The 25,849-nt window shown below is 72.1% G+C and carries 21 protein-coding genes and 1 pseudogene; 11 read left to right on the forward strand and 11 right to left on the reverse strand.

The window, feature by feature from the left end; genetic code table 11:
• Positions 1 to 49: 49 nt before the first annotated feature.
• Positions 50 to 1,804, forward strand: coding sequence for a multicopper oxidase family protein (locus PZB75_RS06590; protein ID WP_275534345.1), 1,755 nt, complete (start codon positions 50 to 52; stop codon positions 1,802 to 1,804).
• A 78-nt stretch (positions 1,805 to 1,882) separates the two neighbouring features.
• Positions 1,883 to 3,643 carry an NAD+ synthase gene (locus PZB75_RS06595; protein WP_275534346.1) on the forward strand — a complete coding sequence of 587 codons (1,761 nt, stop codon included), beginning with the start codon at positions 1,883 to 1,885 and terminating at the stop codon, positions 3,641 to 3,643.
• Between the two features lie 219 nt (positions 3,644 to 3,862).
• Here the strand turns inward: PZB75_RS06595 and PZB75_RS06600 are convergent, their stop codons facing one another.
• The 3 genes from PZB75_RS06600 to PZB75_RS06610 all read right to left on the reverse strand — a co-directional run bounded on the left by PZB75_RS06600 (position 3,863) and on the right by PZB75_RS06610 (position 7,659).
• Positions 3,863 to 4,882: an endonuclease/exonuclease/phosphatase family protein gene (locus PZB75_RS06600; RefSeq protein WP_275534347.1), complete on the reverse strand. Its 1,020-nt coding sequence runs from the start codon at positions 4,880 to 4,882 to the stop codon at positions 3,863 to 3,865.
• 191 nt (positions 4,883 to 5,073) lie between these two features.
• Positions 5,074 to 5,763, reverse strand: a complete 690-nt coding sequence (locus tag PZB75_RS06605; RefSeq protein ID WP_275534348.1) for a TetR/AcrR family transcriptional regulator — start codon at positions 5,761 to 5,763, stop codon at positions 5,074 to 5,076.
• A gap of 252 nt (positions 5,764 to 6,015) precedes the next feature.
• The gene (locus PZB75_RS06610; RefSeq protein ID WP_275534349.1) at positions 6,016 to 7,659 is read right to left on the reverse strand and encodes an MFS transporter; all 1,644 of its coding nucleotides are present in this window, start codon (positions 7,657 to 7,659) and stop codon (positions 6,016 to 6,018) included.
• 158 nt (positions 7,660 to 7,817) lie between these two features.
• Between PZB75_RS06610 and panB the strand changes: the two genes are divergently transcribed.
• From panB to PZB75_RS06625, 3 genes are all read left to right on the forward strand, one after another.
• Positions 7,818 to 8,750 (forward strand): 3-methyl-2-oxobutanoate hydroxymethyltransferase, encoded by a 933-nt coding sequence (panB, locus tag PZB75_RS06615; protein WP_275534350.1) that lies wholly within the window; start codon positions 7,818 to 7,820, stop codon positions 8,748 to 8,750.
• Positions 8,751 to 8,951: 201 nt separating this feature from the next.
• The gene (locus PZB75_RS06620) at positions 8,952 to 9,974 is read left to right on the forward strand and encodes an ATP-binding cassette domain-containing protein (protein WP_275534351.1); all 1,023 of its coding nucleotides are present in this window, start codon (positions 8,952 to 8,954) and stop codon (positions 9,972 to 9,974) included.
• Entirely contained in the window at positions 9,971 to 10,819 is an 849-nt protein-coding gene (locus tag PZB75_RS06625; RefSeq protein ID WP_275534352.1) for an ABC transporter permease, read from the forward strand. Before PZB75_RS06620 ends, PZB75_RS06625 begins: the two co-directional genes overlap by 4 nt.
• A 6-nt stretch (positions 10,820 to 10,825) precedes the next feature.
• Here the strand turns inward: PZB75_RS06625 and PZB75_RS06630 are convergent, their stop codons facing one another.
• Entirely contained in the window at positions 10,826 to 14,701 is a 3,876-nt protein-coding gene (locus PZB75_RS06630; protein ID WP_275534353.1) for a BTAD domain-containing putative transcriptional regulator, read from the reverse strand.
• A gap of 451 nt (positions 14,702 to 15,152) precedes the next feature.
• On the opposite strand from PZB75_RS06630, the gene PZB75_RS06635 reads away from it, so the two are divergent.
• Entirely contained in the window at positions 15,153 to 15,950 is a 798-nt protein-coding gene (locus tag PZB75_RS06635; RefSeq protein ID WP_275534354.1) for a site-2 protease family protein, read from the forward strand.
• A 41-nt stretch (positions 15,951 to 15,991) separates the two neighbouring features.
• Here PZB75_RS06635 and PZB75_RS06640 read toward each other — a convergent pair whose 3' ends face one another.
• Together PZB75_RS06640 and npdG are read right to left on the reverse strand one after the other, a co-directional pair.
• On the reverse strand, positions 15,992 to 16,192 hold the full coding sequence (locus tag PZB75_RS06640; RefSeq protein ID WP_275534355.1) for a hypothetical protein: 201 nt from the start codon (positions 16,190 to 16,192) through the stop codon (positions 15,992 to 15,994).
• Between the two features lie 145 nt (positions 16,193 to 16,337).
• A complete protein-coding gene (npdG, locus tag PZB75_RS06645) occupies positions 16,338 to 17,048 on the reverse strand; it encodes an NADPH-dependent F420 reductase (protein WP_275534356.1) in 711 nt (236 codons plus the stop codon).
• Positions 17,049 to 17,278: 230 nt separating this feature from the next.
• Between npdG and PZB75_RS06650 the strand changes: the two are divergent.
• Together PZB75_RS06650 and PZB75_RS06655 are read left to right on the forward strand one after the other, a co-directional pair.
• Positions 17,279 to 17,846: pseudogene (locus tag PZB75_RS06650) on the forward strand (hypothetical protein).
• A gap of 160 nt (positions 17,847 to 18,006) precedes the next feature.
• Positions 18,007 to 19,320 (forward strand): MFS transporter, encoded by a 1,314-nt coding sequence (locus PZB75_RS06655; RefSeq protein WP_275538616.1) that lies wholly within the window; start codon positions 18,007 to 18,009, stop codon positions 19,318 to 19,320.
• Between the two features lie 69 nt (positions 19,321 to 19,389).
• On the opposite strand, the gene PZB75_RS06660 is transcribed toward PZB75_RS06655, so the two are convergent.
• From PZB75_RS06660 to PZB75_RS06670, 3 genes are all read right to left on the reverse strand, one after another.
• The gene (locus PZB75_RS06660) at positions 19,390 to 19,650 is read right to left on the reverse strand and encodes a hypothetical protein (protein ID WP_275534357.1); all 261 of its coding nucleotides are present in this window, start codon (positions 19,648 to 19,650) and stop codon (positions 19,390 to 19,392) included.
• Between the two features lie 196 nt (positions 19,651 to 19,846).
• A complete protein-coding gene (locus tag PZB75_RS06665) occupies positions 19,847 to 20,266 on the reverse strand; it encodes an ATP-binding protein (RefSeq protein ID WP_275534358.1) in 420 nt (139 codons plus the stop codon).
• Positions 20,266 to 20,607, reverse strand: a complete 342-nt coding sequence (locus PZB75_RS06670; protein ID WP_275534359.1) for a hypothetical protein — start codon at positions 20,605 to 20,607, stop codon at positions 20,266 to 20,268. The genes PZB75_RS06665 and PZB75_RS06670 overlap by 1 nt, the downstream gene beginning before the upstream one ends.
• A 204-nt stretch (positions 20,608 to 20,811) precedes the next feature.
• Here PZB75_RS06670 and PZB75_RS06675 point away from each other — a divergent pair, with 204 nt between their 5' ends.
• Positions 20,812 to 22,233: a helix-turn-helix domain-containing protein gene (locus tag PZB75_RS06675; protein ID WP_275534360.1), complete on the forward strand. Its 1,422-nt coding sequence runs from the start codon at positions 20,812 to 20,814 to the stop codon at positions 22,231 to 22,233.
• On the opposite strand, the gene PZB75_RS06680 is transcribed toward PZB75_RS06675, so the two are convergent.
• Positions 22,234 to 22,965 (reverse strand): haloacid dehalogenase-like hydrolase, encoded by a 732-nt coding sequence (locus PZB75_RS06680; protein ID WP_275534361.1) that lies wholly within the window; start codon positions 22,963 to 22,965, stop codon positions 22,234 to 22,236.
• Positions 22,966 to 23,256: 291 nt separating this feature from the next.
• Here PZB75_RS06680 and map point away from each other — a divergent pair, with 291 nt between their 5' ends.
• Positions 23,257 to 24,114, forward strand: coding sequence for a type I methionyl aminopeptidase (gene map / locus PZB75_RS06685; protein WP_275534362.1), 858 nt, complete (start codon positions 23,257 to 23,259; stop codon positions 24,112 to 24,114).
• A gap of 195 nt (positions 24,115 to 24,309) precedes the next feature.
• Entirely contained in the window at positions 24,310 to 24,975 is a 666-nt protein-coding gene (locus tag PZB75_RS06690; RefSeq protein WP_275534363.1) for a biliverdin-producing heme oxygenase, read from the forward strand.
• A 137-nt stretch (positions 24,976 to 25,112) separates the two neighbouring features.
• Here the strand turns inward: PZB75_RS06690 and PZB75_RS06695 are convergent, their stop codons facing one another.
• Entirely contained in the window at positions 25,113 to 25,835 is a 723-nt protein-coding gene (locus PZB75_RS06695; RefSeq protein WP_275534364.1) for a PhzF family phenazine biosynthesis protein, read from the reverse strand.
• Positions 25,836 to 25,849: the final 14 nt, after the last annotated feature.

Raw genomic sequence — 25,849 nt, forward strand, 5'->3', positions numbered from 1 at the left:
GCCACGCGTTTCCCCAGCACACCACCAACACCACGAGGTGCACTCAGTCATGCCTACTCAGCACACCCGACGTGCCCTGCTCGGCGCCGGGATCGCCGTCGCGGGCGGCGGCGTCCTGGCCGCCTGTTCCGGCGGCCCCAGCGGCTCGGGCGGTTCCGGCGGTTCCGGCGGTTCGGAGAGCGGCGCGCACTCCGGCGCGAACGGCTCGCACTCCGGCGGCACCCCTCCCACCGGTTTCGTCCGCCCCGACGGCGAGGAGGTCACGGCGGCGGAGGCCGCCCGGGGCTCCGGTCCGGTACGGCGGGTCTCGCTCACCGCCACCACCGCCCGTCTCGACCTGGGCGGCGGCCGTTCCGTCGCGACCTGGGCCTACGGGGACCGGCTGCCGGGCCAGGAGGTACGCGTCACGGCGGGCGACACCCTGGCCCTGACCCTCGCCAACCATCTGCCGCAGGCCACCTCCCTGCACTGGCACGGTCTGGCCCTGCGCAACGACATGGACGGCGTCCCGGGACTCACCCAGCGGGACATCGCGCCGGGCACGGACTTCACGTACCGTTTCGCGGTGCCGGAACCGGGGACGTACTGGTTCCACCCGCACTCCGGTGTCCAGCAGGACCGCGGGCTGTACGCGCCACTGATCGTCGAGGACCCGAAGGAACCGCTCTCGTACGACAGGGAGTGGGTCGTCGTCCTGGACGACTGGGTGGACGGGGTGGACGGCTCGACCCCCGACGCGGTCCTCGCCGAACTCCGCCGGGGCATGGGAGGCCATTCTGGCGGGGACGGGGGCACGACCGATGACACGCCCGGGGACACGACCGGGGACACGACCGGCGGCATGGACCACGGCGGGCATGACATGTCAGGGATGTCCCTGCGCGCGGACGGCGCCGCCGGGAGCGGACCGGACGGCCCCTCCCGGATGATGATGGGCGCCACCAGTCCCCTGCTCGGTGGTGACGCGGGCGATGTCGCCCACCCGTACCACCTCGTCAACGGCCGTACTTCGCGGGCGCCTTCCACGTTCACCGCCAGGCCGGGCGACCGCGTCCGGCTGCGCATCGTCAACGCGGGCGGCGACACCGCGTACCGCGTCGCGCTCGGCGGACACCGGATGACCGTCACCCACACCGACGGCCGCCCGGTCCGGCACGCCACGACGGACGCGCTGCTGCTCGGCATGGGTGAGCGGTACGACGTGCTGGTCACCGCCGGGGACGGGGTGTTCCCGCTGACCGCGCTCGCCGAGGGCAAGAAGGCGTCGGCGCTGGCCCTGCTGCGCACCGGGAAGGGCGCGGCGCCCACCGCCTCCGTACGCCCGAGGGAACTGGACGGGAAGCTGCTGACGGCGGACGGCCTGTCCCCCGACGCGTCCGTGGCGCTCGCCGCCCGCACGCCCGACCGGACGATCCGGATCAGGCTCACCGGGGGCATGGCGTCGTACGACTGGGCCTTCGACAAGAAGCCGTACCGTTCGGACCAGCGCCGTCCGGTGGAGGCCGGGGAGCGGGTCAGGCTGGTCTTCGACAACGCCACGACGATGTGGCATCCGCTGCATCTGCACGGCCACACGTTCGCCCTGGCGGGCACGGCGGCCGGGCCGGGTTCGGCGAGCGGCAGGGGGACCACGGGCGGGGCGGGGACGGCGGGCGGGGCCCGCAAGGACACCGCGATCGTCCTGCCGAACCGCTCGCTGACCGTGGACTTCGACGCGGACAACCCGGGGCTGTGGATGGTGCACTGCCACAACGTCTACCACTCGGAGGCGGGCATGATGACGGTTCTCGGGTACCGCCGCTGACGTGGTCCTGGTGGGCGGTGCCCGTTCGGGTGCGGCCCACCAGGACATCGCGTCAGTAAGACGATTACACTGGGTGGCGTGCCTCAACTACGTCTCGCACTGAATCAGATCGACTCCACTGTCGGTGATCTCGCCGGGAACGCCGAGTCGATCGTCCACTGGACCCGGCACGCCGCCGAGCAGGGCGCCCATCTCGTGGCGTTCCCCGAGATGGTGCTGACCGGCTATCCCGTCGAGGACCTGGCCCTGCGGTCGTCCTTCGTCGAGGCGTCGCGGGAGGCGCTGCGCGCGCTGGCCGCCCGCCTCGACGACGAGGGCTTCGGCGAGCTGCCGGTCGTCGTCGGCTACCTCGACCGCTCCGAGAAGGCACAGCCGCGTTACGGCCAGCCCGCGGGGGCCCCGCGCAACGCCGCGGCGGTGCTGCACCGGGGGCGGATCGCGCTGGCCTTCGCCAAACACCATCTGCCGAACTACGGCGTGTTCGACGAGTTCCGGTACTTCGTGCCGGGCGACTCGATGCCCGTGGTGCGGGTGCGTGGCGTCGATGTGGCGCTGGCGATCTGCGAGGACCTGTGGCAGGACGGCGGCCGGGTCCCGGCCACCCGGTCGGCGGGCGCCGGGCTGCTGCTGTCGATCAACGCGTCGCCGTACGAGACGGAGAAGGACGACACCCGTCTGGAACTGGTCCGCAGGCGGGCCCGGGAGGCCGGCTGCACCACCGCCTATCTGGCGATGATGGGCGGTCAGGACGAGCTGGTCTTCGACGGGGACTCGATCGTCGTCGACAAGCACGGTGAAGTGCTCGCCCGCGCCCCGCAGTTCTCCGAGGGCAGCGTGATCCTCGACCTGGAGCTGCCGGCAGCCGCGCCGGACGCGCCGTCCGGGGTCGTGGACGACGGCCTGAGGATCGACCACGTGGTGCTCTCGGAGGAGCCCCTGGCGGCGTACGGGCCCGAGCTGGCGGGCGGGTACGCCGAACGGCTCGACGACGACGAGGAGCTGTACTCGGCGCTGGTCGTGGGGCTGCGCGCGTACGCCTCGAAGAACGGTTTCCGCAGCGTGCTGATCGGGCTCTCGGGCGGCATCGACTCGGCGCTCGTCGCGGCGCTCGCCTGCGACGCGCTGGGCGCGGAGAACGTGTACGGCGTCTCGATGCCGTCGAAGTACTCCTCGGACCACTCCAGGGACGACGCGGCCGAGCTGGCCCGGCGCACCGGGCTGAACTACCGCACGGTGGCCATCGAGCCGATGTTCGACGCCTACATGGGGGCGCTGGGGCTGACCGGGCTCGCCGAGGAGAACCTCCAGTCGCGGCTGCGCGGCACGACGCTGATGGCCATCTCCAACCAGGAGGGGCACATCGTGCTGGCGCCGGGCAACAAGTCGGAGCTGGCGGTCGGCTATTCGACGCTGTACGGGGACTCGGTCGGGGCGTACGGGCCGATCAAGGACGTGTACAAGACGTCGGTCTTCCGGCTGGCGAAGTGGCGCAACCGGGCCGCCGAGGAGCGCGGGCAGACGCCGCCGATCCCGGTGAACTCCATCTCCAAGCCGCCGAGCGCCGAGCTGCGGCCCGGTCAGATGGACACGGACTCGCTGCCCGACTACGACGTGCTGGACCGGATTCTGGCGCTGTACGTCGACCGCGACCAGGGCCGGGACGCGATCGTGGCGGCCGGGTTCGACGAGGAACTGGTGACGCGGACGCTGCGGATGGTCGACACGGCGGAGTACAAGCGGCGGCAGTACCCGCCGGGCACCAAGATCTCCGCGAAGGGCTTCGGCAAGGACCGCCGGCTGCCCATCACCAACCGGTGGCGCGAGGCGCCCGCCGGCTGAGGACGCGCGACGGCCCGACGGCCGGGCAGCCGGGCAGCGGCGGTGGGGACGGCCGGGGCGGTACGCGTGGACGCGTGTACCGCCCCGGCTGTCGGTCGTGGGTCGTCGGCCGTATGCCGTCCGTCAGGGCCGCGGATCGTCGGCCGTCGGTCGGCCGTCGGTCGCGGTCGGCCTTCGGTCGCGGTCGGCCTTCGGTCGCGGTCGGTCGCCGGTCGCCGGTCAGAGCTTGACGCGGGCGGCGATCGGGAGATGGTCGCTTCCCGTGGCGGGCAACGACCAGGACGACATCGGCTCGACGCCCTTCACCAGGATCTGGTCGATCCGCGCCATCGGGAACGACGCGGGCCAGCTGAAGCCGAAGCCGTTCCCGGCCGCACCCTGGGTGGAGCGCATCTGGGCGGTGACCGCGTTCAGCGCGCGGTCGTTCATCGTGCCGTTGAGGTCGCCGAGCAGGACCACCCTGGGCAGCGGCTCGTGGGCGATGGCCTCACCGAGCGCGTCGGCGCTCTTGTCACGCTGGTTGGCGGTGAACCCGGCGTTCAGCTTGACCCGTACGGACGGCAGATGGGCGACGTAGACGGCGACCTGGCCCTGCGGGGTGGTGACCGTGGCGCGCAACGCCCGGGTCCAGCCCAGCCTGATGTCCACGGGCGCGGCGCCGCTCAGCGGGTACTTGCTCCACAGTCCGACGGTGCCCTGCACCGAGTGGTGCGGATACCGGGCGGCGAGCGCCTTCTCGTACGCGGCCACCTGACCGCCCGGCAGTTCCTCCAGGGCGATCAGGTCCGCACCGGATTCCGCCACCTGCCGGGCCGTGCCCCCGGGGTCGGCGTTGTCCGCGTTGACGTTGTGCGTGGCGACGGTCAGCTCGCCGCCGGTCCCCGACTTGTCGGTGAGCAGCCCGCCGAAGACGTTGAACCAGATCACGACCGGCAGCAGCAGGGCGATCAGCGCGGTGGCGGAGCGGCGGACCAGGGCGAGGACCAGCAGGAGCGGTACGAAGACGGCGCACCAGGGCAGGAAGGTCTCGGAGAGGCTTCCCAGGTTCCCTATGGTGTTCGGGATCTGGGCGTGACAGACCATCACCAGGGTCAGCGCCACCGAGCAGGCCGCGAGGACGAGGCCGCGGCGCCAGATGCCCGGCGCCGTCCATCTGTCGCGCAGGCCCCGGAAGCGGGACCCGGTGCGCTGCCGGTCCGCACTGCCGTTCTCGGGGTCCGCCCTGTACGCCTGAACCATCGCGCTGTCCTCACTGCATTGCCGTACACATCACCGCGCTCACGACCCTAGGTGATGATCCAGGACTTTCCCGCCGCCGACGACGGCCGTACGTACTCAAGGACGGGGAGGGCGGGCCGACGGGTTCCGGCCATGGCGCGCCGGGGAGTGCTTGTGACAGAACGCTCACACTCGGGGCGGGCCCCTGGGCGTCAGCCGTGACCTGCGGTGGGACGCCGACGCGGCCGTGGCGCGAGCCCTTCGCCGAGCACCCGGATGATCCGGTCCACCAGGTCGTCGGGCAGCGGGGCGTCGTGCCGGTGAACCGTCCGTACGAGCATGGGGCCCAGGAACAGATCGTCCATCAGCTCCACGTCGAGGTCGTCGCGGAGTTCACCGAGGGCGACCGCCCGCCGCACGGCCGCGCGGAACGCCGTGCGGCGCGGGGCGATCACCGTGCGGTGGTATTCGTCCCACAGCCTGGGGTGGCTCTTCATCTGCGCGAAGACGTTGTGCAGGAAGACCGAGGACCGCTGGGCGAGGCCGCGTCCGCGCAGCGACTCCATCAGGACCCGCAGATCGTCGAGTCCGGCGGTACCGGAGACGGTGGGTTCCGGCGGTTCGATGTCGCGCAGGACGTCGACGAAGAGTGCTTCCTTGTCGCTCCAGCGCCGGTAGATGGTGGCCTTGCCGACGCCCGCGGTGCGGGCGATGTGTTCGATGGAGAGCCCGGCGAGGGGTTCGCCGGACTCCAGCAGTTCGACGACGGCGTCCAGGATGGCCCGTTCGGCGGCGGCGCTGCGCGGACGGCCGCGCCGGGGTTCGTGGTCGGGCGCCGGGGGCCCGGACCGGTCCGGTGCGGCCGCGGCGGGTGCGTCCGCCGTACGGTCCCGGGGGGGCACCCCGTCCCGGCCCTCTGCCCGGTCCGGCGTGTCCGTCCGACCGCGACCATGTGTCCGCACCTGTATCCGCCTCTCACCACCCCGTACCGACTGCCGGAACCGATTCTCCCCGACGGCGCCGCGCGGCGGGTCGGGTACCGGTGGACCCGCTCGGTCACCCGGTGTTCCCGGCCGGCCCGTCGGGGGCGGCGGCCGTGTGGTGCGCGGACGGGGCGGGACCGGCGTCCCGGCCCGTCCCGCCGCCGGTCCTCGTCAGCCTCGCGCGCTCGCCGACTGCCGGTCGCTCTCGCCGGAACCCTCCGGCTCGCCGCTGCTGTCGTCCGGTCCGGTGGTCTCCCGCGTGGCGGACGGCCTGCCCGGCAGGAACAGTCCGACCACCAGCGCGCCGATCAGCGCGACGACCGCCGAGCCGAGGGCCGCGACGTGCATGGCGCCGATGAACGCGTCGTGCGCGGCGCCGACCAGCGGGGCACCCCGCTCGGGGCCGAGCTTCGCCGCGACGGCGAGGGTCGCCTCGATCGACTCCCCCGCCGCGTCCCTCGCGGCGGCCGGGAGTCCGCCGAGGTGCTTCTCGATGTCCCCCCGGTAGACGGTCGACAGCACCGAACCGAGCACGGCGATGCCGAGCGCCGCGCCGACCTGCCGGAAGGTGTTGTTGATGGCCGAGCCGGAACCGGCCTTCTCGCGGGGCAGCGCCTGCATCACCGCGACGGTGACCGGCGGCATGATGTGCGCCATGCCCGTGCCCTGCACGAAGAAGACCAGGCACATCACCCAGACGGGGGTGTCCGCGTCGAACAGGGCGAAGGCCGCGAGACCGGCCGCGACCAGCAGCATCCCCACGGTGCACACCGCGCGGGCGCCGAACCGGTCGACGACCAGCCTGGCGCGCGGCGAGAAGACCATCTGGGACACGGCGAGCGGCAGGACCAGCAGTCCGGACTGGAGCGCGGTGTAGCCGCGCACGCTCTGCAGGTAGAAGGCGGAGAAGAAGGTCACGCCCATCAGCGCGAAGAAGACCAGCGCGATGGCGGCCACGGCGGCGGAGAACGCCGGCTTCCTGAAGTACGTGATGTCGATGGCCGGGTGGCTGCTGCGCTTCTCGTGCCAGACGAACGCCGCCAGGACGGCGAGCCCGCCGATGAGCGAGACCAGCACCGTGGTGTCGGTGAAGTCGGCCAGTTCGCCGCCCCGGATGATGCCGTACACCAGCAGGATCAGACCGACGATGGAGAGCAGCACACCGAGCGGGTCGAGCCGGCCGGGCTTCGGGTCCCGGGAGTCCGGCACCAGGATGATCATCGCGACGAGCGCCACGACCACCACGGGGACGTTCACCAGGAAGATGGAGCCCCACCAGAAGTGTTCGAGCAGCAGTCCGCCGGTGATCGGGCCGATGGCGATGCCGAGACCGACGCCGCCCGCCCAGATGCCGATGGCCTTGGGCTGCTCCTCGCGCTCGAAGACGTTCATGAGGACGGCGAGCGTGGCGGGCATCACGAAGGCCGCGCCGAAGCCCATCAGGGCGCGCCAGACGATGAGCTGGACGGGCGAGTCGGACATCGCGGCGAGCGCCGAGCCGAGGCCGAAGACGAGGATGCCGAAGAGGAGGACCTTCTTGCGGCCGATGCGGTCGCCGAGCAGGCCCGCGGTGAAGAGCAGACCGGCGAAGACGAGCGTGTAGGAGTTGATCGCCCACTCCAGCTCGCTCTGGGTGGCACCGATGCCGGTGGGCGCGGGGCTGGCGATCGTCTTGACCGCCACGTTCAGGATCGAGTTGTCCAGTACCACGATGAGCAGGCTGAACATCAGAACGACGAGTATCGCCCAGCGGCGGCGGTGGACCGCCTCCGGGACGCGGGGCGCGGCGGCAGGAGCGCCGGACGGTATGGGCATGGAGGTGAGCCTAACCCCTTTCCGATACGAGACCGTCTCGTATAGGAAAGTCTTTACCCGTGCCGGCCCACTTCCCGACCACCCGGCGGGGATGCGACGATGGGACTGATCCGGGGACGCCGTCAGGGCGCCTCGAGATGACGAAGGAGCCGTTGACCATGACGCTCAACGCTGCGCCGAACCAGCCCGCTGCCGCATCCGGGCCTCCGTCGCGCACATCCAAGCAGTCCTCCGCACCGAACGGCGAACGGCCGTCCACCGACAGCAGCAAGGCGCTGTACGGAGGCAAGTCGACCCGTCGCCTCACCGTGCACGACATCACCGCCGCCACCGAGCGCGGCGAGAAGTGGCCGATGCTCACCGCGTACGACGCGATGACCGCGTCCGTCTTCGACGAGGCGGGCATCCCGGTCATGCTCGTCGGCGACTCGATGGGCAACTGTCACCTCGGTTACGAGACCACCGTGCCCGTCACGATGGACGAGATCGCCATCCTCTCGGCGGCCGTCGTACGGGGCACCTCGCGCGCCCTGATCGTCGCCGACCTGCCCTTCGGGGCGTACCAGGAGAGTCCCGTCCAGGCACTGCGCAACGCCACCCGGCTGATCAAGGAGTCGGGAGTCGGCGCGGTCAAGCTGGAGGGCGGCGAGCGCTCGCACGAGCAGATCCGGCTGCTGGTCGAGGCGGGCATCCCGGTGATGGCCCACATCGGCCTGACCCCGCAGTCCGTCAACGCGATGGGCTACCGGGTACAGGGCCGCGGCGAGGAGGCCGCCCAGCAGATGCTGCGGGACGCCAAGGCGGTGCAGGACGCGGGCGCGTTCGCCGTCGTCCTGGAGCTCGTACCGGGCGAACTGGCCGCCGAGGTCACCCGTACTCTGCACATCCCGACCGTCGGCATCGGCGCCGGTCCCCACACCGACGCGCAGGTCCTCGTCTACACCGACATGGTCGGGCTGACCGGCGGCAAGGTGCCGCGGTTCACCAAGCAGTACGCCGACCTGCGGCGGGTGCTGGGCGACGCGGCCCAGGCCTTCGCCGAGGAGGTCGTCGGCGGAACGTTCCCGCAGCCGGAGCACACCTTCCATTAGGCGTGTCGTCGCACCGTCGTCCGGCGGACGGCGGTGCGACGGCACGGCTCCGGCACATCGAGTCCTGGACCACTGCCCGCAGGAACGACAGCCCGTCGACATCCCCCATCGGCGGGCTGTCGGCGTGCTGTCGGCGATATGTCGGTGAGCCGGTCGGCTCCGACGCCGGATGTCGGTGGTCTGTCGGTGGCGACTGGTCCCATGGTGGACATGACGCGAATCGACAAGAACCCCGGACGCGGCGCCAACGCCGTCGAGGTACGGGGGCTGGTCAAGCACTACGGCGCCACCAAGGCACTGGACGGCGTGGACCTCGACGTACGCGAGGGCACCGTCCTCGGTGTGCTCGGTCCCAACGGTGCCGGCAAGACCACCCTCGTACGCTGCCTCTCCACCCTGATCCTTCCCGACGCGGGACGGGCCACGGTGGCGGGCTACGACGTGGTGAAGCAACCCCGGCAGCTGCGCCGCACGATCGGTCTCACCGGCCAGTACGCCTCGGTCGACGAGAAGCTGTCCGGCTGGGAGAACCTGTACATGATCGGGCGGCTGCTCGACCTGCCCCGCAGGACCGCCCGGTCCCGGGCCGACGAGCTGCTGGAGCGGTTCTCGCTCACCGAGGCCGCCAAGCGCCCGGCGATGGACTACTCGGGCGGTATGCGGCGCCGGCTCGACCTGGCCGCCTCGATGATCGGCCGGCCCGCCGTCCTCTACCTGGACGAGCCGACGACCGGCCTCGACCCCCGGACCCGCAACGAGGTCTGGGACGAGGTGCAGAAGATGGTCGCGGAGGGCGCGACCGTACTGCTGACCACCCAGTACATGGAGGAGGCCGAACAGCTCGCGACCGAGCTGACGGTCATCGACAAGGGCCGGATCATCGCCAGCGGCGGGGTCGACGAGCTCAAGGCGAAGGTCGGCGGTCGCACCCTGCACGTCCGGCCGTCGGACCCCGCCCAGCTGCCCGCCATGGCGCGGGCGCTGGCCGAGGCCGGGCTCGACGGGACCGCGGGGTCGCACACCGTCCCCGACGAGGGACTGCTGTACGTACCGATCCTCAGCGACGAGCAGTTGACCGCCGTCATCGGACTGTTCGCCGCCCGTGGCTTCTCGCTCGCCCACGTGGCCACCGCGCTGCCCAGCCTGGACGAGGTGTTCCTGGCCGTGACCGGTGAACCGGCCACGCCCCCGACCGACACGATCCTGAAGGAGGCCGCGGCATGAGCACGGCCACGCTCACCCCCACACCCACCGACTCCGCGGTGGCTCCGCCCCTGACCGACGACGCCCGGATCGGGCTGCGCGGCAATCTACGGCACATCGGGGCCCTGGTCCGGCGCAATCTGCTCCAGATCAAGAAGGACCCGGAGTCGATGTTCGACGCGCTGCTGATGCCGATCATCTTCACGCTGCTGTTCGTGTACGTCTTCGGCGGCTCCGTCGGCGCGAGCCTCGGCGGCGGCCGGCAGGAGTACATCAACTACGTGATCCCCGGGCTGATGGCCATGATGGGCATGAACATCGCCACGGCGGTGGGCACGGGTGTCAACGACGACTTCCGCAAGGGAGTCATGGACCGTTTCCGTACGATGCCGATCGCCCGCTCCTCGGTACTCATCGCGAAGATCGTGGTCGAGCTGGGCCGGATGATGGTCGCCACGGCGATCCTGCTCGGCATGGGCTTCATGCTCGGCATGGAGCTCAAGACCTCGGTGTTCGGGCTGCTGGAGGCGGTCGCGCTGTCGGCGGTGTTCGGCGCCGCCATCATGTGGATCTTCATCCTGCTGGGGCTGTCCCTCAAGACGGCCCAGGCGGTTCAGGGAATGGGGTTCCTGGTGCTGATGCCGCTCCAGTTCGGCTCCTCGATCTTCGCGCCCCCGACGACGATGCCGGGCTGGCTCAAGACCTTCACCGACTACAACCCACTGTCCAACCTCGCCGACGCGGCGCGCGGGCTGATGCTCGGCGGCCCGGTCGCCCACTCGGTGTGGCTGACCCTGGCCTGGGCCGTCGGCATCACGGCGGTGACCGCGCCCCTCGCCGTCGGCAAGTTCCGCAAGAAGGCCTGACCCCGGTCAGTCCTCGTACGCGTCGGCCAGGGCGGCGGCCTCGTCCAGGGTGAGCCCGTCGCCCTCGGCGTAGGCCGTGTCGTAGGCGGCGGAGCCCAGGCGGGAGCGGATCAGCTCCTCAGCCATGACCCGGTTCTTGCGCTCCGCCGCCGCCTCCACATAGCCGTCGGGCCGGAGGCCGTCGCGGGCGCCGAGCAGCCGGGCCGCGACGGTGCTGCCGTGTTCACCGCTGTGACCGGCGAGGGCCCAGGCCACCGTGACCAGGTGGACCAGCGACATCTCGGGCGCCACCATCCGCGACAGCGGCTGCCGGGACTGCCGGAGCGCCTGACGGGAGCCGGCCAGGGCATCGGCGTAGCGGCCTTCGAGGTTGTCCAGCCAGGCGAGGGCGCCCACCACGAACCCCTCGAATATCGCCAGGGTCGGTGTGGTGAACTCGGCGCGCAGCAGTTGGAGTTGTTCGCGGGCCTCCTCGACGTGGCCGCCCCGGCCGAGCCACAGGGCGAGGAAGAGCCGGGCGATCGGCATCGCCTCGTGCCCGGCGTCGGGGCCCGCCGCGATCACCTCGCGCAGAATCCGCTCGCCCTCCTCGCCCCGGCCGGTCTCGGTGAGCACCGCCGCGTAGCGGGAGCGCAACAACGCGACCTGGGACTGGGCACCCAGCTGCTCGGCGTAGCCGATGGCGGCCAAAAAGTCGGCGGCCGCGCCGTCGTAGTCGCCGCGCCGCTCGTTGGCCTCGCCGCGGGAGGAGAGCGATTCGGCGGCTCCCCAGACGTCGCCGAGCCGGACGAAGATCTCCAGGCTCTCGTCGGCGTCCGCACGCGCCTCGCCCGCCCACTCCGGGCGGTTGGCCATCACATTGGCCCTGGTCTGGAGCGCGGCGGCCAGCTCCCATGCGTAGCCCAGCTCCCGGCAGGCCCGGACGGTCGCGTCGAGGAGTTCGCGCAGTTCGTCGACCTCCCCGGTGAGCAGCACGGCGAAGAACCACAGGGAGCCGGGGGTGCGGCAGGTCTGCGGCTGCCCCGGCTCGTACGTATCGGCGATGATCCGCAGCCTGGCCAGGTTCTCGTCCCTGGTCCAGTCGTCGTTGGCGTGGTCCAGGCTGACGGCCTGGATCAGCCGTACCCCGCGCCGTGCCTCTTCGAGCTGTTCGGGCACCATGGGCGGCGGCGCGGCGGTGCACCGCTCGTCGAGCCAGGGCGCGCGTCTGCCCGGCGGGGCGAACGGGTCGGGGCCCAGCTCCCCCACGGCGGCCGACCACTGCCGGGCGTCGGTGCGCAGATCGCGCATCTGCCAGTACCAGGCGAGCGAGAGGACGAGGACGAGCGCTTCCTGTTCGTCACGGGCGGCGACGGCGTGGCGCAGCGCGGTGCGCAGGTTCTCGTACTCCCGCTGGAACCGGTCGAGCGCGGTCCGCTGTCCGCCGCCCCGCAGCTCGGGGTCGGTGGTGCGGGCCAGCTCCCGGTAGTGGACCAGGTGCCGCCGCTCGACGGCGGCCCGCTCCCCGGCCTCTTCGAGGCGTTCGGCGGCGTACTCGCCGACGGTCTCCAGCAGCCGGTAGCGCATCTCGCCGTCGGTGAGGGGCGCGGCGATCACCAGGGACTTGTCGACGAGGGAGCCGAGCAGCGCGGCGACGTCCCGTGGGCCGACGGTGGTGGGACTCGGCCGGGGCACGGCGGCTGCCGCGGAGGCCGGGTACCCGGCGGGCGATCCGCCGGAGGGCGGCGCGGGGTGGTTCGGCGGGGCGGCCGGGGTGTCGGCGCAGACCTCTTCGGCGGCGGCGAGCGCGCAGCCGCCCGCGAAGACGGACAGCCGGCGCAGCACGGTGCGTTCGGCCTCGTCGAGGAGGTCCCAGGACCAGTCGACGACCGCGCGCAGGGTCTGCTGGCGGGGCAGTACGGTACGGCTTCCGCTGGTCAGCAGGCGGAACCTGTCGTCCAGCCGTTCCGCGATCTGCCGGGGGCCGAGCATCCGCAGCCGGGCCGCGGCCAGTTCGATGGCGAGCGGCAGGCCGTCGAGGCGGTGGCAGATCTCGGCGGACGCGGCGGCCGTGTCCGGGTCCGCGTCGATCCGGAAGCCCGGGTTGGCGGCCGCTCCCCGGTCGGCGAGCAGCCGCAGCGCCACCGGGTCGGGCAGCGGGTTGACCGGGCGGACGAACTCGCCCGGTACGCCCAGGGGTTCGCGGCTGGTGGCCAGGATGGTGAGTCCGGGGCAGTGACCGAGGAGATGGTCGACCAGCTCGGCCGCGGCGGCGATGACGTGCTCGCAGTTGTCCAGGAGCAGCAGCATCCGGCGCCGGGCGCAGTATTCGGCGAGGCGCCGGAGCGGGTCACCCGCGTGCGGTTCGGCGGCTCTCAGCTCCTCGGCCCCGGCGGCGCGCAGCACGGTCTCGCGGGCGCCGAGGGCGGTCAGTACGGCCTCGGGCACGTTCTTCGGGTCGTCGACGGGGGCGAGTTCGGCCATCCAGACGCCGTCCGGCCAGTCGGTGGCGACGGTTTCGGCGACCTCCTGCGAGAGCCGGGTCTTGCCGGCCCCGCCGGGCCCCAGCAGGGTGACCAGCCGGGCGCGGGTGAGGTCGTTCCCCAGGGTCCGGATGTCCGCCTCCCGGCCGACGAAGCTGGTGAGCCTGGCCCGCAGGTTTCCCCGGGGCGGGACGGGGGCGGCGGACGCGGGACCGGCGGACGCGAGGGCGGGGGCAGCCGGTGCGGAGGGGACGCCGGGGGCGGGGGCGGCCTGCGAGGGTGGAACGGCGGGGGCGGGGGCGGGGGCGGCCGGCGAGATCCGGGAACGCGCGCCGCCGGGCCGGGCGGCCCGCCCCGGGCTGTGCGCGGGAGCGTCGTGCGGGGCCCGGGTACCACCGGGCCGGTCGTCCGGGGGGTGCGCACCGGGGGCGGGTGTCCGCGCGTCCACCGCGTCCGGTACGGGCGCGTCCGCCACGTCCGGTACGGGCACGTCCGCCGCGTCCTTCACGGGTGCCGGACGCGGTGGCCGCGGTGTGTGCGGTGGCTGCGGTGTATGACCCTGCTCGTACGTGTCCGGGGCGGCCGTCGGCGCGTCCCGTACCGGTGTGCGTCGGGGCTCCGGCGGGGGCGTGCGCACGGGCGGGGACGCCGATGCCGGCACGGGCGTCGGTGCCGGATTCGGCGGCGCCGCCCGATCCGCTGCCGGGAGCAGCAACTCGGCGTGCAGCGAACGGAGTTCGGGTCCCGGTTCGGTGCCGAGCCGGTCGGCGAGCGTCCTGCGCACCTCGTCGTAGGCCGCCAGTGCCTGCGCCGGGCGGCCCGCGTCGCGCAGGGCTCTGAGCCGTAGCGCCTGGAGCGGTTCGTCGATCGGGTGGTCGTCGCAGAGCGCCACCAGGTCCGGCAGCGCCTTCTCCGCGTGGCCGAGCGCGAGGAGCGCGGCGAACCTGGTGCGGCGCGCGTCCAGGTGGCGGACGGCCCAGCGGGCCGCGAGGGCCGTGCGGTCGGGCAGGTCGGCGAGGGCCGGCCCGCGCCACAGGGCGAGGGCGTCGTCGAGGAGGGCCGCGGCCGTCGCCGGGTCGCCGTCGGCCAGCGCCCGCGTCCCCTCCCCCGCCAGCCGCTCGAACCGGTACAGGTCGACCGCGTCGGCCCCGGCGACCAGCCGGTAGCCGTTCTGCGCCGAGGACACCGCGGCGTGGCCCAGGGCCCGTCTGAGCCGGCCGACGAGCGCCTGGAGCGCGCCCACCGCGTCGGCGGGCGGCTCGCCGTCCCACACCTCCTCCACGAGCGACGACGAGGGGACCGTTCGGCCGGGGCGCAGCGCGAGGACGGTGAGCAGGGCGCGCAGACGCGCCCCGCCCAGGACGACGGCCGTACCGTCGTCGCGGAGTGCCTGGGTGGTGCCGAGGATGCGATAGTGCACGGGCCTATTCTCCGTGACCGGGGCCGAGGACCGAACAGGCGTACCGTGCCGCCCGGGTCCGCGTCACCACGATCGCCGTACGCGCGTCCCGCCCGGTGCCGAGAACCCGCGCGGCGCGCCCGCGGGTCCCCGTACCCCCGGAGGGCCCCGTACCCCCGAAGGCATCCGCACCCCCGAAGGCATCCGGACCCCCGACGCCACCGGTCCTTCCCGGCTTCGGCGTCTTCCCCGCCCCTTCCGCCTCCCTCTCCCCGACGTCTCCTGTGCCTCCGCGCGGTTCGGTGTCCTCTTCACGTGCGTCCAGCTGATCGGTCATGGGGACACCCTTTCCGGAACCCCGGCCCGAAGCGAGACGTTTTCGCCGTGTCGCCTGTACCGTCGGGCTCTGCGCCCGCCCGCCGCCGCGGTCCCGTACTCCGGGTCCACCACCGACGTACCAGGAGTGACCTCGATGACCAGTGCGGCCGCCCGCGACGACCGGAGGATCAGTCCGGTCTTCCTGGGGCTCCTCGCCGTCATGGCGGTCTCGGCCTGGGCTGTGTGGACGGGCTTCGCCGACGGATCGGCGTTCGCGGTGTTCCTGTTCGTGACCTCGGCGTGGGTCGTCTCGCTCTGTCTGCACGAGTACGCGCACGCCCGCACCGCCCTGCACAGCGGTGACACCTCGATCGGTGAGAAGGGCTATCTGACCCTCGACCCGTTCAAGTACACCCACGCACTGCTGAGCATCGTGCTGCCGGTGCTGTTCGTGATCCTGGGCGGCATCGGTCTGCCGGGTGGGGCGGTCTTCATCGAGCGCGGCAGGATCAGGGGCCGCTGGAGGCACAGCCTGGTCTCGGCGGCGGGACCCCTGACGAACGTACTGTTCGCGGTCGTGTGCACCGCGCCGTTCTGGCTGCACGCGCTGGACGGGGTGCCGCGGCCGTTCCGGTACGCGCTGGCGTTCCTGGCGCTGCTCCAGGTGACCGCGGCGATCCTGAACTTCCTGCCGGTTCCCGGCCTGGACGGGTACGGGGTGATCGAGCCCTGGCTCTCGTACCGAATCCGCAGGCAGGTCGAGCCGTACGCGTCCTTCGGGCTGATCGCGGTCTTCGCCGTGCTGTGGATTCCGGGGGTCAACGCGGTCTTCTTCGACGCGATCGACGCGCTGCTGCGATCCCTGGGCGTCCAGGAGTTCGAGAGGTACTGCGGTCTGGACGCCTACCGGTTCTGGGAGGAGCGGGACCCGTTCTGCCTCATGGCCCGCTGAGGGCCGTCCCCGCGTGACCGACGGTGTCCGCCGGCCGGGACCTACGAGCCGCTGCCCGCGCCCGCCGTGGCCGTCGCGCCCGCCGCACGCTGCTTGCGCAGGTAGAACCACGCCATGTTGGACGACAGCCCGGCCACCAGCACCCACAGGATGCCGAGCAGACTGCCCTGGACGAACGAGACCACGGCGGCCGTGACGGCGAGGGCGCAGACGACGACGGCGTAGACGGCGAGGCGGGGCATGGGGGGCGGCTCCTGTTCCGGGGTGGTGCGCGGTCCCGTCCAGTGTCCCTCATGGCCTCTTCCCGCCCGGCCGGGACCCCGGCCGCCGGGCCCGTGTCGCGGGCGGGGTTCCGCGCGCGGCCGGGTGCCGGGCGGGCCGGCCGGATCAGACGTCGGTGGTACGCAGCCCGGCGTGCGCCTTGTACCGGCGGTTGACCGAGATGAGGTTGGCGACCAGCGACTCCACCTGGTGGGCGTTGCGGAGCCGGCCCGCGAAGATGCCGCGCATCCCCGGGATGCGGCCGGCGAGCGCCTGCACGATGTCCGTGTCGGCGCGTGCCTCGCCCAGCACCATCACATCGGTGTCGATCTCCTCGATCTCCGGGTCCTGGAGCAGCACGGCCGACAGATGGTGGAAGGCCGCGGTGACCCGGGAGTCCGGCAGCAGCGCGGCGGCCTGCTGGGCCGCGCTGCCCTCGTCCGGTGTCAGCGCGTAGGCGCCCTTCTTGTCGAAGCCGAGCGGGTTGACGCAGTCGACGACGAGCTTCCCGGTCAGCTCCTCGCGCAGCGACTCCAGGGTCTTGGCGTGTCCTTCCCACGGCACGGCGACGATCACGATGTCGCTGCGCCGCGCGCACTCGGCGTTGTCCGCGCCCTCGACCCCGTGGCCCAGCTCGGCGGCGGCGGTGCCCGCCCGTCCGGCGTCCCGGGAGCCGATGATCACGCGCTGTCCGGCGCGGGCGAGCCGGTAGGCGAGGCCCCGGCCCTGCGGCCCCGTGCCGCCGAGCACGCCGACGGTCAGGTCCGAGACGTCGGGGAGGTCCCAGGGGTCCTTGGCGGGGGGCTTGGGCGCGCTGCCACTGTCATGGGTAGTCATGCGCCCGACATTACTGCCAGGTACGGAAGCGTGCGCCGGCAGACTCGGGGGCCCGCATGCGCCCGGCGCACCCGGGGACCCGGTCCGGTCCTGCCCGGCCCCTTCCGGCACCTGAGGTCTTCCCGTACGGGTGATGCGGCGCCGATCGCGCACGGGGGCGCGGGGCGCGAGGCAAGAGGCCGGAGGCAGGAGGCAGGACGCCGGGTCATGACGCCGTACGTGTCGCCCCGCTGCGTGAAGTGCTCACCGGTACCGAATGGCCCGCCGCGGCCCGCCGGTTCACCGGGGTGCTCCGGTCGTCCGTCGTCCCGCACGGCGGCGGTCTGCCGCTGTCGGGACCGCGGTGTACGCACCGTGGCATCTGGCCGCCCATCTGGTGGACGAGTCGACCTGGTCGGGGCTGCCCGAGCTGCGGCCCACGCTCGTACGCCACCGGGCGCCCCGGCGCATCTGGCGGTCGGCCTGGGCCGGATCGAGGCGGCGGGCCCGTGCGAGACGCTGCTCGTGGTGGCGCCGGAACGGCCCCGGAGCGGACTGCTGGAGCGGGTGCACGACGCGCGCGGGGCCGGGGCGACGGTGCTGTCGCCGGACGACGGCGATCCGGAGGTCGCGGGGGCTCGCCCGTGAGTCACGGGCGGTGACCGGCGCGGGCGGGGTCGGACTGGACACCGTGCGGCACCCGGTCAGCGCGGCGACCGGCGAGAACAGCAGTCCGTCACCGCGCGGCGGCGCCGGTTCCGGGACCGGCTGTCCCGGCTCGCCCACCGGCTCACCGCGCCGCCGCCGGCCCGCTGGTAAATCGGTTGCGGACGGCCGATCCACCGCCACACCATGAACGGTCGTGACCACTCCCCCGCCACCGCCACCGCAGCCGTCACCGGACCCGAGGCCGGACCCGAGACCAGCCCCGGAACCCGGGCCCGAACCGGCGAAGCCGTCGCGCCCCCGGTCGTCCTCGCTGCTTCCCGACCTCTCCCCCTGGCGTGCCTCGGCCGATTTCCGGCGCCTGTGGGTCCAGGGGCTGGTGACCCACTTCGGCAGCTCCATGGCCCTGATCGCGCTGCCGTTGCAGATCAAGCACCTCACCGGTTCCCCGCTGGCGGTGGGGGCGATGGGCGCGGTCGAGCTGGTGCCGCTGGTCGTCTTCGGTCTGTACGGCGGAGCGCTCGCCGACGCCGCCGACCGGCGCAAGGTCATCCTGGGCACGGAGGCGGGGCTGGGTCTGCTGGCCCTCGTCCTGCTGGTGAACGCCGTCCTGCCGGACCCGATGCTCTGGCCGCTCTACGTGGTCGCGGGCGGGGTCTCCGCACTCGCCGGACTCCAGCGGCCCGCGCTGGACTCGCTGATGGCCCGGATCGTGCCGCACGCCCATCAGACGGCCGCCGCCGCGCTGAACTCACTGCGCTGGCAGGCCGGCGCGATCGCGGGCCCCGCCCTCGCGGGCCTGGTGGTGGCGTACGCCGGGCACGCCTCGGCGTACGCGGTCACCGTGATCACGTTCGCCGTCTCCGTGATCCTCTGTCTGCGGCTTTCCCCGGCACCGCCCTCGCACGAGGCGCGCAAGCCGTCGCTGCGCGGGATCGCGGAAGGCGCCCGTTACGCCTGGGGGCGCCCGGTGCTCCTGGGGACGTACGCGATCGACATGGCGGCGATGCTCTTCGCCTTCCCCAACGCCATCTTCCCGTTCCTCGCGGACGAGCTGAACGCCGAATGGTCGCTCGGGCTGATGTACGCGGCGGGCTCGGTGGGCTCGCTGGCCCTGGGGCTGACCAGCGGCTGGACCTCACGGGTGCGGCGGCACGGCCTCTTCGTGGTGTTCGGCGCGGCGGCCTGGGGACTGGCCATCGCAGCGGCGGGCTGGTTCACCCAGGTGTGGCCGGTGCTGGCGTGCCTGGCGGTGGCGGGCGCGGGCGACATGCTCAGCGGCCTCGGGCGCTCCACGATCTGGAACCAGACCGTCCCGGAGGAGCTGCGGGGCAGGCTGGCGGGCATCGAGGTGCTGTCGTACAGCGTCGGCCCGCAGCTGGGGCAGGTCCGGGCCGGCGCGATGGCCGGCTGGACCGGCACCAGGCCCGCGTTCTGGAGCGGCGGCCTGGCCTGTCTGGCCTCGGTCGGGCTGCTGGCCGCCGCCCTGCCGAAGCTGATCGGCTACGACTCGGAGACGGACGAGGACGCGGTACGCCGCCGGGCGGCCAGGGAGCCGGAGGCCGGGGACGGGCCGGGCGGGGGCGGGGGCGCCGAGGAGAGCCCGACGGCCCCGGCCCCGGCGTGAGGCGCCCGCCGGGGCGGTCACCCGGCCGGGACCCGGATTCCGTACCCGCCGCGGATTCCGTACCGTTGCTCAGCCCCGGCCGTCCGGGTCCGGGCCCGGGGCGTTCCCGTCGTCCGTGGCGGCGGTCCTGTCGTGCCACTTGGGGTCGTTCTCCCACTCCAGGTTCCGCTCGGCCGCCGTCTCCATGGCGTGCTGCGCCTCCTGACGGGAGGTGTACGGGCCGAAACGGTCCTTCGCCGGGCACTCCGGCCCTTCCTCGACCTTCTTGTGCTCCAGGCAGTAGAACCACTCGCCGGGCCTGCCGACCGTGCGCTTCTTGAACAGGGCCATCGTCGGCTCCTTTCCTCGGGGTCATCGTGCCCCAATCGGACCGGTTGATGGCTGTGCCACGGTCCCCGGACCTCGGGGCTCACACCGCCGGTCCACGCGGGCCCGACGGGCCTCGGACCGGAGGCGCCGCCCCGGCCTTCCCTCCTGGGGTGACAGAGGCCGCGCACCTCGGGCCGACCAACCCTCGTCCGCTTCTTCACGGTGCCTCGATGCGACACCACACGGTTTTTCCACCACCGGGCATCGAGATACAGCCCCACTCCTTCGAGACGGCTTCGACCAGGAACAACCCCCGGCCGCTCTCGGCGTCATCACCAGGGCGACCGCGATACCGCGGTTGCTGCGAACTCCGGTCGGTGACCTCGACTCGCAGGCAGCCTTCGGCCGACACGTAGGAGAGAGTCAGAACCACCGGGACCGAGTCGGTGGCCGTCTGTGCGCCGGCCGAGTGCCGCACGGTGTTGCCGACCAGTTCGCTCACCACCAACTCGGTGTCGTCGCATCGGCCCGCGGTGATCTGCCACGCGTTCAGCGCATCGCGCACGTGCCGGCGGGCGGATCGAGCAGCCTCAGGGCGGGCAACCAGCTCGATGCGGGTGGTGAGCAGCTCACGCATCAGGGTGCACCGCCGACTCGGACGGCGTCACTGTCGGCCACCCAGACCCGTCCCCGGACGGCCTGGGCCAGTTCATCGCGCATGTACGAAGCCAGCTCCGGCCGGGCGTGAAAGTGGTCGAGGCTTGGCACGATCACGTGCGTGACTCCCTCGCCGCGGCAGTCGCCGACCAGGTCCCGCCAGACCCGCACCCGGCGCCCGACCCGCGACTCGTAGTGCACACCGGCCAAGGCGAAACCGTGCTGTTCGATGAAGGCGGTGATCTCCCGCACCGCCTGGCGGACTTCCTTACGACTCATACCGGGTCGGCGGCGGAGATAGGCGAAGGCATAGATGGTCAAGGGGACTCTCCCTCTGGGAACTCGGCCGGAGCCAACTGACACCGGAGGCAGAGTGCGGGAGCGGTGACGCGGAGTGTCATGGCCGTGCCGCATGAGTCGGTATACGCGGGACGCATGGACTGTCAGGCACCCTCCGGATACGGTCCGCGAGACTGAGCACGGGCCTCTTTGGCACCACCGCACCACTGGCACGGAGAACGGCACATGGCCCCTTGGCAGGCCCGACACTGCGCGTGCGGAACACGTCTTGCCCGTGACAACCAGGGCGAGTTGTGCGCGGCGTGCCTTCGTGAACGCCCGGCGAGCGCGGTCTCCGCCCCTCCCGACGTCCCCGCCGAGTTCTGGCAGGCCGACCGTATGTACGAGGCCCTTCAAGCGTGGCACATGGGCCAGGTGTTCTACGCCTACCGCACGCATCCGTGGCACGGCCGACCGCTGTCCCAGGAAACGCTCGCTGGATGGCTGGGGCTCACCCAGGCCCAACTCAGCCGGATCGAAAACGCTCGAACGCCGCCACAGGATCTTGGCAAGCTCATGAGTTGGGCGCATGGCCTGCGGATTCCGGGCGGCCTCCTGTGGTTCAGGCTTCGTCGTGGACCACTGCCGGTGCAGCGAACCGTCGAGCGTCCTGATCCACCTGCGCGTAAGGTCCTGCTCGACATGATCGCTCCTGGTGGCGACTGGTTGCCACTGTCGGACGATGCGCCGCAACACGGTGTCACCGGCTTCGACGGCATGTCGTTGCGGGCGACAGGCGAGCACCTGCTCCGGACCTTCCTCCATCTGGACGACGAACTCGGTGGTGACAGCCTCTACGTACCGCTCACCAGGTACGTGGCCCGGATGGCCGTCAGCGTCAAGGCCAATCCCCGTGCCGGCCTGGCCGCGTACGGGCAGCTGAACCAGATGGTCGGCTGGCTGGCCCTGGACGCCAACAAACACGCTCACGCCAAGCGCTACTTCGCGACCGCCGTCGAAGTCGGTCACGAAGTCGGCGATCCCGGTCTGGTCACCAGTGCGCTCGGCTACATGAGCTTGCAGGAGACGTACCGGGGACGCTCGCAACCCGCGCTTTCACTGGCACAGATGGCATTCGCCGTAACCACTGACCGCCTTACCCCCTTGGCCAGAACAGCCATGGGCGCGCGCCTGGCGCGGGCGCACGCCGCGCTGGGCGACGACACGTGCCTGCGGGTGCTCGACGCCTTGCAGGCCGGCTTCTCCCAGGCAGGCAGCGACGAGGAGCCGTCGTACTTTTCCTACATCGACGCCGTGGAGGTCGCCGCCCAACAGGGCGCCTGCTATCTCGACCTGGGCATGGCCGACGAGGCGATCACAGCGGTGTCGGAAGCCCTCGCACTACTGGGAACGCAGGCACCGCACCGTGCCCGCGACCGGGTGCACTACCTGTCGAGGCTGGCGAAGTGTCACCTCCTCGGTGGTGAGGTCGAGCGGGCCTGCCAGGTAGGGCACGACGCCCTGGCTCTCAGCCGGACGATCGGGTCGGCACGGATCACGGAACGCCTGAGTGAACTGGACAGCGCCTTGACCCCCTACGGGCGGCTCCCGTACGTGCAGGAGTTCAAGGAGCTGTTCCGGCTGGTCACCGCCCACACCGGAGTGTGATCACCACCCGAGTGCCGCACCGCAGTGGCCGGTGAAGTCCCGGAGGCCGGCCAGCACTATGTGGGCTCCGGCTCGGCTCAGCTCCTCGACGGTGCTGCTGCCACTGGCGACCGCTACGGCCAGCGCCCCGGCGTCCCGGGCGCCGCGGACGTCGTGGGGCGTGTCACCGACGACCACGGTCCGGGTGCCGACGAAGTCGTGACCGTATTTCGCCGCCGCTCGTTCGCGTGCCCGACGGACCAGATCAGCCCGGTCACTGCCGTCATCTCCGTAACCCCCCACAGCGAAGTCGAGGCCGTCGCCCACCGCCAGCGCGGTGAGCTTGGTCAGGGCGATGGGGCGGATATTGCCGGTGACCGCAGACTGGACAGCGTTGTGCGTCGCGCAGGAACGCAGTGCTTCCCGCGCACCAGGCAGGACGACGCCGATCTCTCGCATCCGGCCCGCCTGCTGTTCGGCGGCCCTCGCCAGCGCGGCGTAGAAGCCGTCGAAGAGGGCTTCCGGTTCATGGACGCCGTTCAGGCGCAACGTCTCCACCATGATGGCCTGCTCGGTCCGCCCGGACATGTCGGCCAGCGGACCCAGCGGGCGGCCGGTCACGCTCTCGAAGGCTTGGGCGTAGATGGCGCGACTCACCCCGCCACCGATGCTCACCAGCGTGTGGTCCACGTCCCAGAGAATGAGGTGTCGGCCTGAAGCGGCCTCGCCGGGGGCGGCGTTGTCCGTAGGCATGGGCGACAGCGTAGAGCGTCGGCTCATCGGCGCCCAGAGCGGTACGGGGCCGTACCGGCTCGCCAGATCGTGGCGCCCCCTCCCATGCGCCGACCGGCAAGTGCGCGGTGTCTCGCACAGGTGTGGGACAAGGTGGGACCCGATGCGCTTGATCACCTGAGGAGTGCGTCTTCCCTCTCAGTCGGCAGGACACTCGACAAGCCCTGCCGTCGCAGGCCAGGAGCGTTTCCCGGGTGTGCGTTCAAGCCTCTGACGGGGGCCCCGTACAGGCGCGAGGCTAAACTCGCTGCCATGTCTGGCCAGTCGCTGCTCGTACCAGGGGAGCTCTCTCCCATCCGTTCCGTACCCGGAAACATCCGGCGTCCCGAGTACGTGGGCAAACCCGCCCCCACGCCCTACACCGGCCCCGAGGTCCAGGACGCCGACACCGTCGAGCGGATGCGGATCGCGGGGCGGATCGCGGCTCGGGCCATGGAGGAGGCGGCCAAGCTGATCGCCCCGGGTGTGACCACCGACGAACTCGACCGGGTCGCGCACGACTTCATGGTCGATCACGGCGCCTATCCGTCGACGCTCGGCTACCGCGGGTTCCCGAAGTCGCTGTGCACCTCGGTCAACGAGGTCATCTGCCACGGCATCCCGGACTCCACGGTGCTGCGGGACGGCGACATCGTGAACCTCGACGTCACCGCGTACCTCAACGGCGTGCACGGTGACAACAACGCCACGTACCTCTGCGGAGACGTCGACGAGGAGTCCCGGCTGCTCGTCGAGCGCACCCGTGAGTCACTGAACCGGGCCATCAAGGCGGTCCGCCCCGGGCGGCAGATCAATGTGATCGGGCGGGTCATCGAGTCGTACGCCAAGCGCTTCGGATACGGGGTCGTGCGGGACTTCACCGGCCACGGCATCAACACCTCGTTCCACTCCGGTCTGATCGTGCCGCACTACGACAGCCCGCACGCCACCACCGTCATGCGGCCCGGCATGACGTTCACGATCGAGCCGATGCTGACGCTCGGAACGCATGAGTACGACATGTGGGACGACGGCTGGACCGTGGTGACGAAGGACCGGAGGCGGACCGCGCAGTTCGAGCACACGCTGGTGGTGACCGAGACGGGGGCGGAGATCCTTACTCTCCCGTAACTCCCCCTCCAGGAAGGGCCGGACGGGGTCAGGAGAGAATTCTTACCGACAGGTCGTCGGCAACCAGTTGACTTAGGTATGCCTAAGTAGGAAGATCGGAGCCATCGGCAAGCGCCGGCGCACCTCGCTGAGCGGTTGCCGATATTTCCGTCTCTTTCTGGACTTCCCGTCCCCCTCGGTCCCCGGAGGCCCGCCTTGGACGCAACCGCCATCGCCACCCCCTTCTCGACGCTGATCCGCACCGCGTCGCACGAGCAGCACACCGAGGCGGAGACCTCGACCTTCATGAGCGACCTGCTCGGCGGCCGGCTCGGGGTGGACGCGTACACGCGCTACACCGAGCAGCTGTGGTTCGTGTACCGCGCGCTGGAGGAGGGCGCGGAGGCACTGCGGAACGACCCGGTCGCCGGTCCCTTCATACAGTCCGAGCTGCTGCGCACCCCCGAGCTGGAGCGCGACCTGGCGCATCTGCGGGGCGCGGACTGGCGTACGGGCCTGGAGCCGCTGGCCGCGACCGCCGCGTACGCCGACCGGGTGGCGGAATGCGCCCGCGACTGGCCCGCCGGTTACGTCGCGCACCACTACACCCGTTACCTCGGCGACCTCTCCGGCGGTCAGATCATCCGCGACAAGGCGGAGAAGACCTGGGGCTTCGCGCGCAAGGGCGACGGGGTGCGGTTCTACGTCTTCGAGGAGATCACCAACCCGGCGTCGTTCAAGCGGGACTACCGCGAGCTGCTGGACTCGGTGAACGCCGACGACCTGGAGAAGCAGCGCATCGTCGACGAGTGCAAGCGCGCCTTCGCGCTGAACACCGCCGTCTTCCGCGAGCTGGGCGAGGTCTTCCCGCTCAGCGCCTGAGCGCGCGGGTCCGGCCGCCCGGCGCGGAGCGCCCGACAGGTGAAAGGTCCTCTCGTTCTCCGTACCGGGGCGGGAGGGCCTTTCGCGTGCCCGGGGACGCGTGAGGGCGCACGGGCACGTCCCGGCGCGCGTGTTCTTCAGACACCGATGCCCGTCGGCGGCCCAGCGAGCAGGCCCTGGCGGGTGCCGCGGCCGTGGACGGCCAGTCGGACGCGGCCCCCTGTCTCGACCGTGCCGTCGGGCGCGGGTGCCGTGATGAGCTGGGAGCCGCGCCCCTGGCGGACGTTGAGGGCGCGGCCCAGCTCGGCGGTGAGCAGCATCGCCGCGGCACCGGTCGCCTCGTCCTCCGTGACGCCGTCGTCGCGCCTCGGGAAGGCGCGTGCCCTGACCATGCCCGCCGTCTCGTCCTCCCAGGCCCACACGTACAGCCACCCCTCCCCGGGCGGCGGGCCGGTCAGCGCGTCGACCTCGGCAGCCGACGCGTACCGTTCCAGCCTGCGCGGCGGCGCCCATTCCGGGCGGGCGGTGATCCAGGTGAACTCACCGTCCTGACGGGCGAACACATCGCCGACGGCCAGTTCCAGGACCTCCAGGTCGAGCAGCCAGGCCACGCCGACGACCGGATGCCCGGCGAACGGCAGCCGCCGGCCGGGGGTGCGGATGTCGATCCGGCCGCGTTCGGGGTCGTCGACGAACACCGTCTCGCTGAAGCCGAGTCGGCGGGCGAGCCCCTGCCGGGACGCCTCGTCGGGATACGCACTCCCGTCGCGCACCACCCCGAGGGCGTTGCCGTGGCGGCCGTCGGGGCCGCAGAAGACGCGCAGGACATCGATTCCGCCGGGTACGTCGTAGTCGCTCACCCGCGCATTCAAGC

The organism is Streptomyces sp. AM 4-1-1 (genome assembly GCF_029167625.1).
Lineage (GTDB): Bacteria > Actinomycetota > Actinomycetes > Streptomycetales > Streptomycetaceae > Streptomyces.

Excerpts from the sequence above, each read along its gene's own strand:
- PZB75_RS06590 (WP_275534345.1), top strand. The coding sequence starts at position 50 with ATGCCTACTCAGCACACCCGACGTGCCCTGCTCGGCGCCGGGATCGCC.
- PZB75_RS06600 (WP_275534347.1), bottom strand. The coding sequence starts at position 4,882 with ATGGTTCAGGCGTACAGGGCGGACCCCGAGAACGGCAGTGCGGACCGG.
- PZB75_RS06610 (WP_275534349.1), bottom strand. The coding sequence starts at position 7,659 with ATGCCCATACCGTCCGGCGCTCCTGCCGCCGCGCCCCGCGTCCCGGAG.
- panB (WP_275534350.1), top strand. The coding sequence starts at position 7,818 with ATGACGCTCAACGCTGCGCCGAACCAGCCCGCTGCCGCATCCGGGCCT.
- PZB75_RS06620 (WP_275534351.1), top strand. The coding sequence starts at position 8,952 with ATGGTGGACATGACGCGAATCGACAAGAACCCCGGACGCGGCGCCAAC.
- PZB75_RS06625 (WP_275534352.1), top strand. The coding sequence starts at position 9,971 with ATGAGCACGGCCACGCTCACCCCCACACCCACCGACTCCGCGGTGGCT.
- PZB75_RS06635 (WP_275534354.1), top strand. The coding sequence starts at position 15,153 with ATGACCAGTGCGGCCGCCCGCGACGACCGGAGGATCAGTCCGGTCTTC.
- PZB75_RS06640 (WP_275534355.1), bottom strand. The coding sequence starts at position 16,192 with ATGCCCCGCCTCGCCGTCTACGCCGTCGTCGTCTGCGCCCTCGCCGTC.
- npdG (WP_275534356.1), bottom strand. The coding sequence starts at position 17,048 with ATGACTACCCATGACAGTGGCAGCGCGCCCAAGCCCCCCGCCAAGGAC.
- PZB75_RS06660 (WP_275534357.1), bottom strand. The coding sequence starts at position 19,650 with ATGGCCCTGTTCAAGAAGCGCACGGTCGGCAGGCCCGGCGAGTGGTTC.
- PZB75_RS06665 (WP_275534358.1), bottom strand. The coding sequence starts at position 20,266 with ATGCGTGAGCTGCTCACCACCCGCATCGAGCTGGTTGCCCGCCCTGAG.
- PZB75_RS06675 (WP_275534360.1), top strand. The coding sequence starts at position 20,812 with ATGGCCCCTTGGCAGGCCCGACACTGCGCGTGCGGAACACGTCTTGCC.
- PZB75_RS06680 (WP_275534361.1), bottom strand. The coding sequence starts at position 22,965 with ATGCCTACGGACAACGCCGCCCCCGGCGAGGCCGCTTCAGGCCGACAC.
- map (WP_275534362.1), top strand. The coding sequence starts at position 23,257 with ATGTCTGGCCAGTCGCTGCTCGTACCAGGGGAGCTCTCTCCCATCCGT.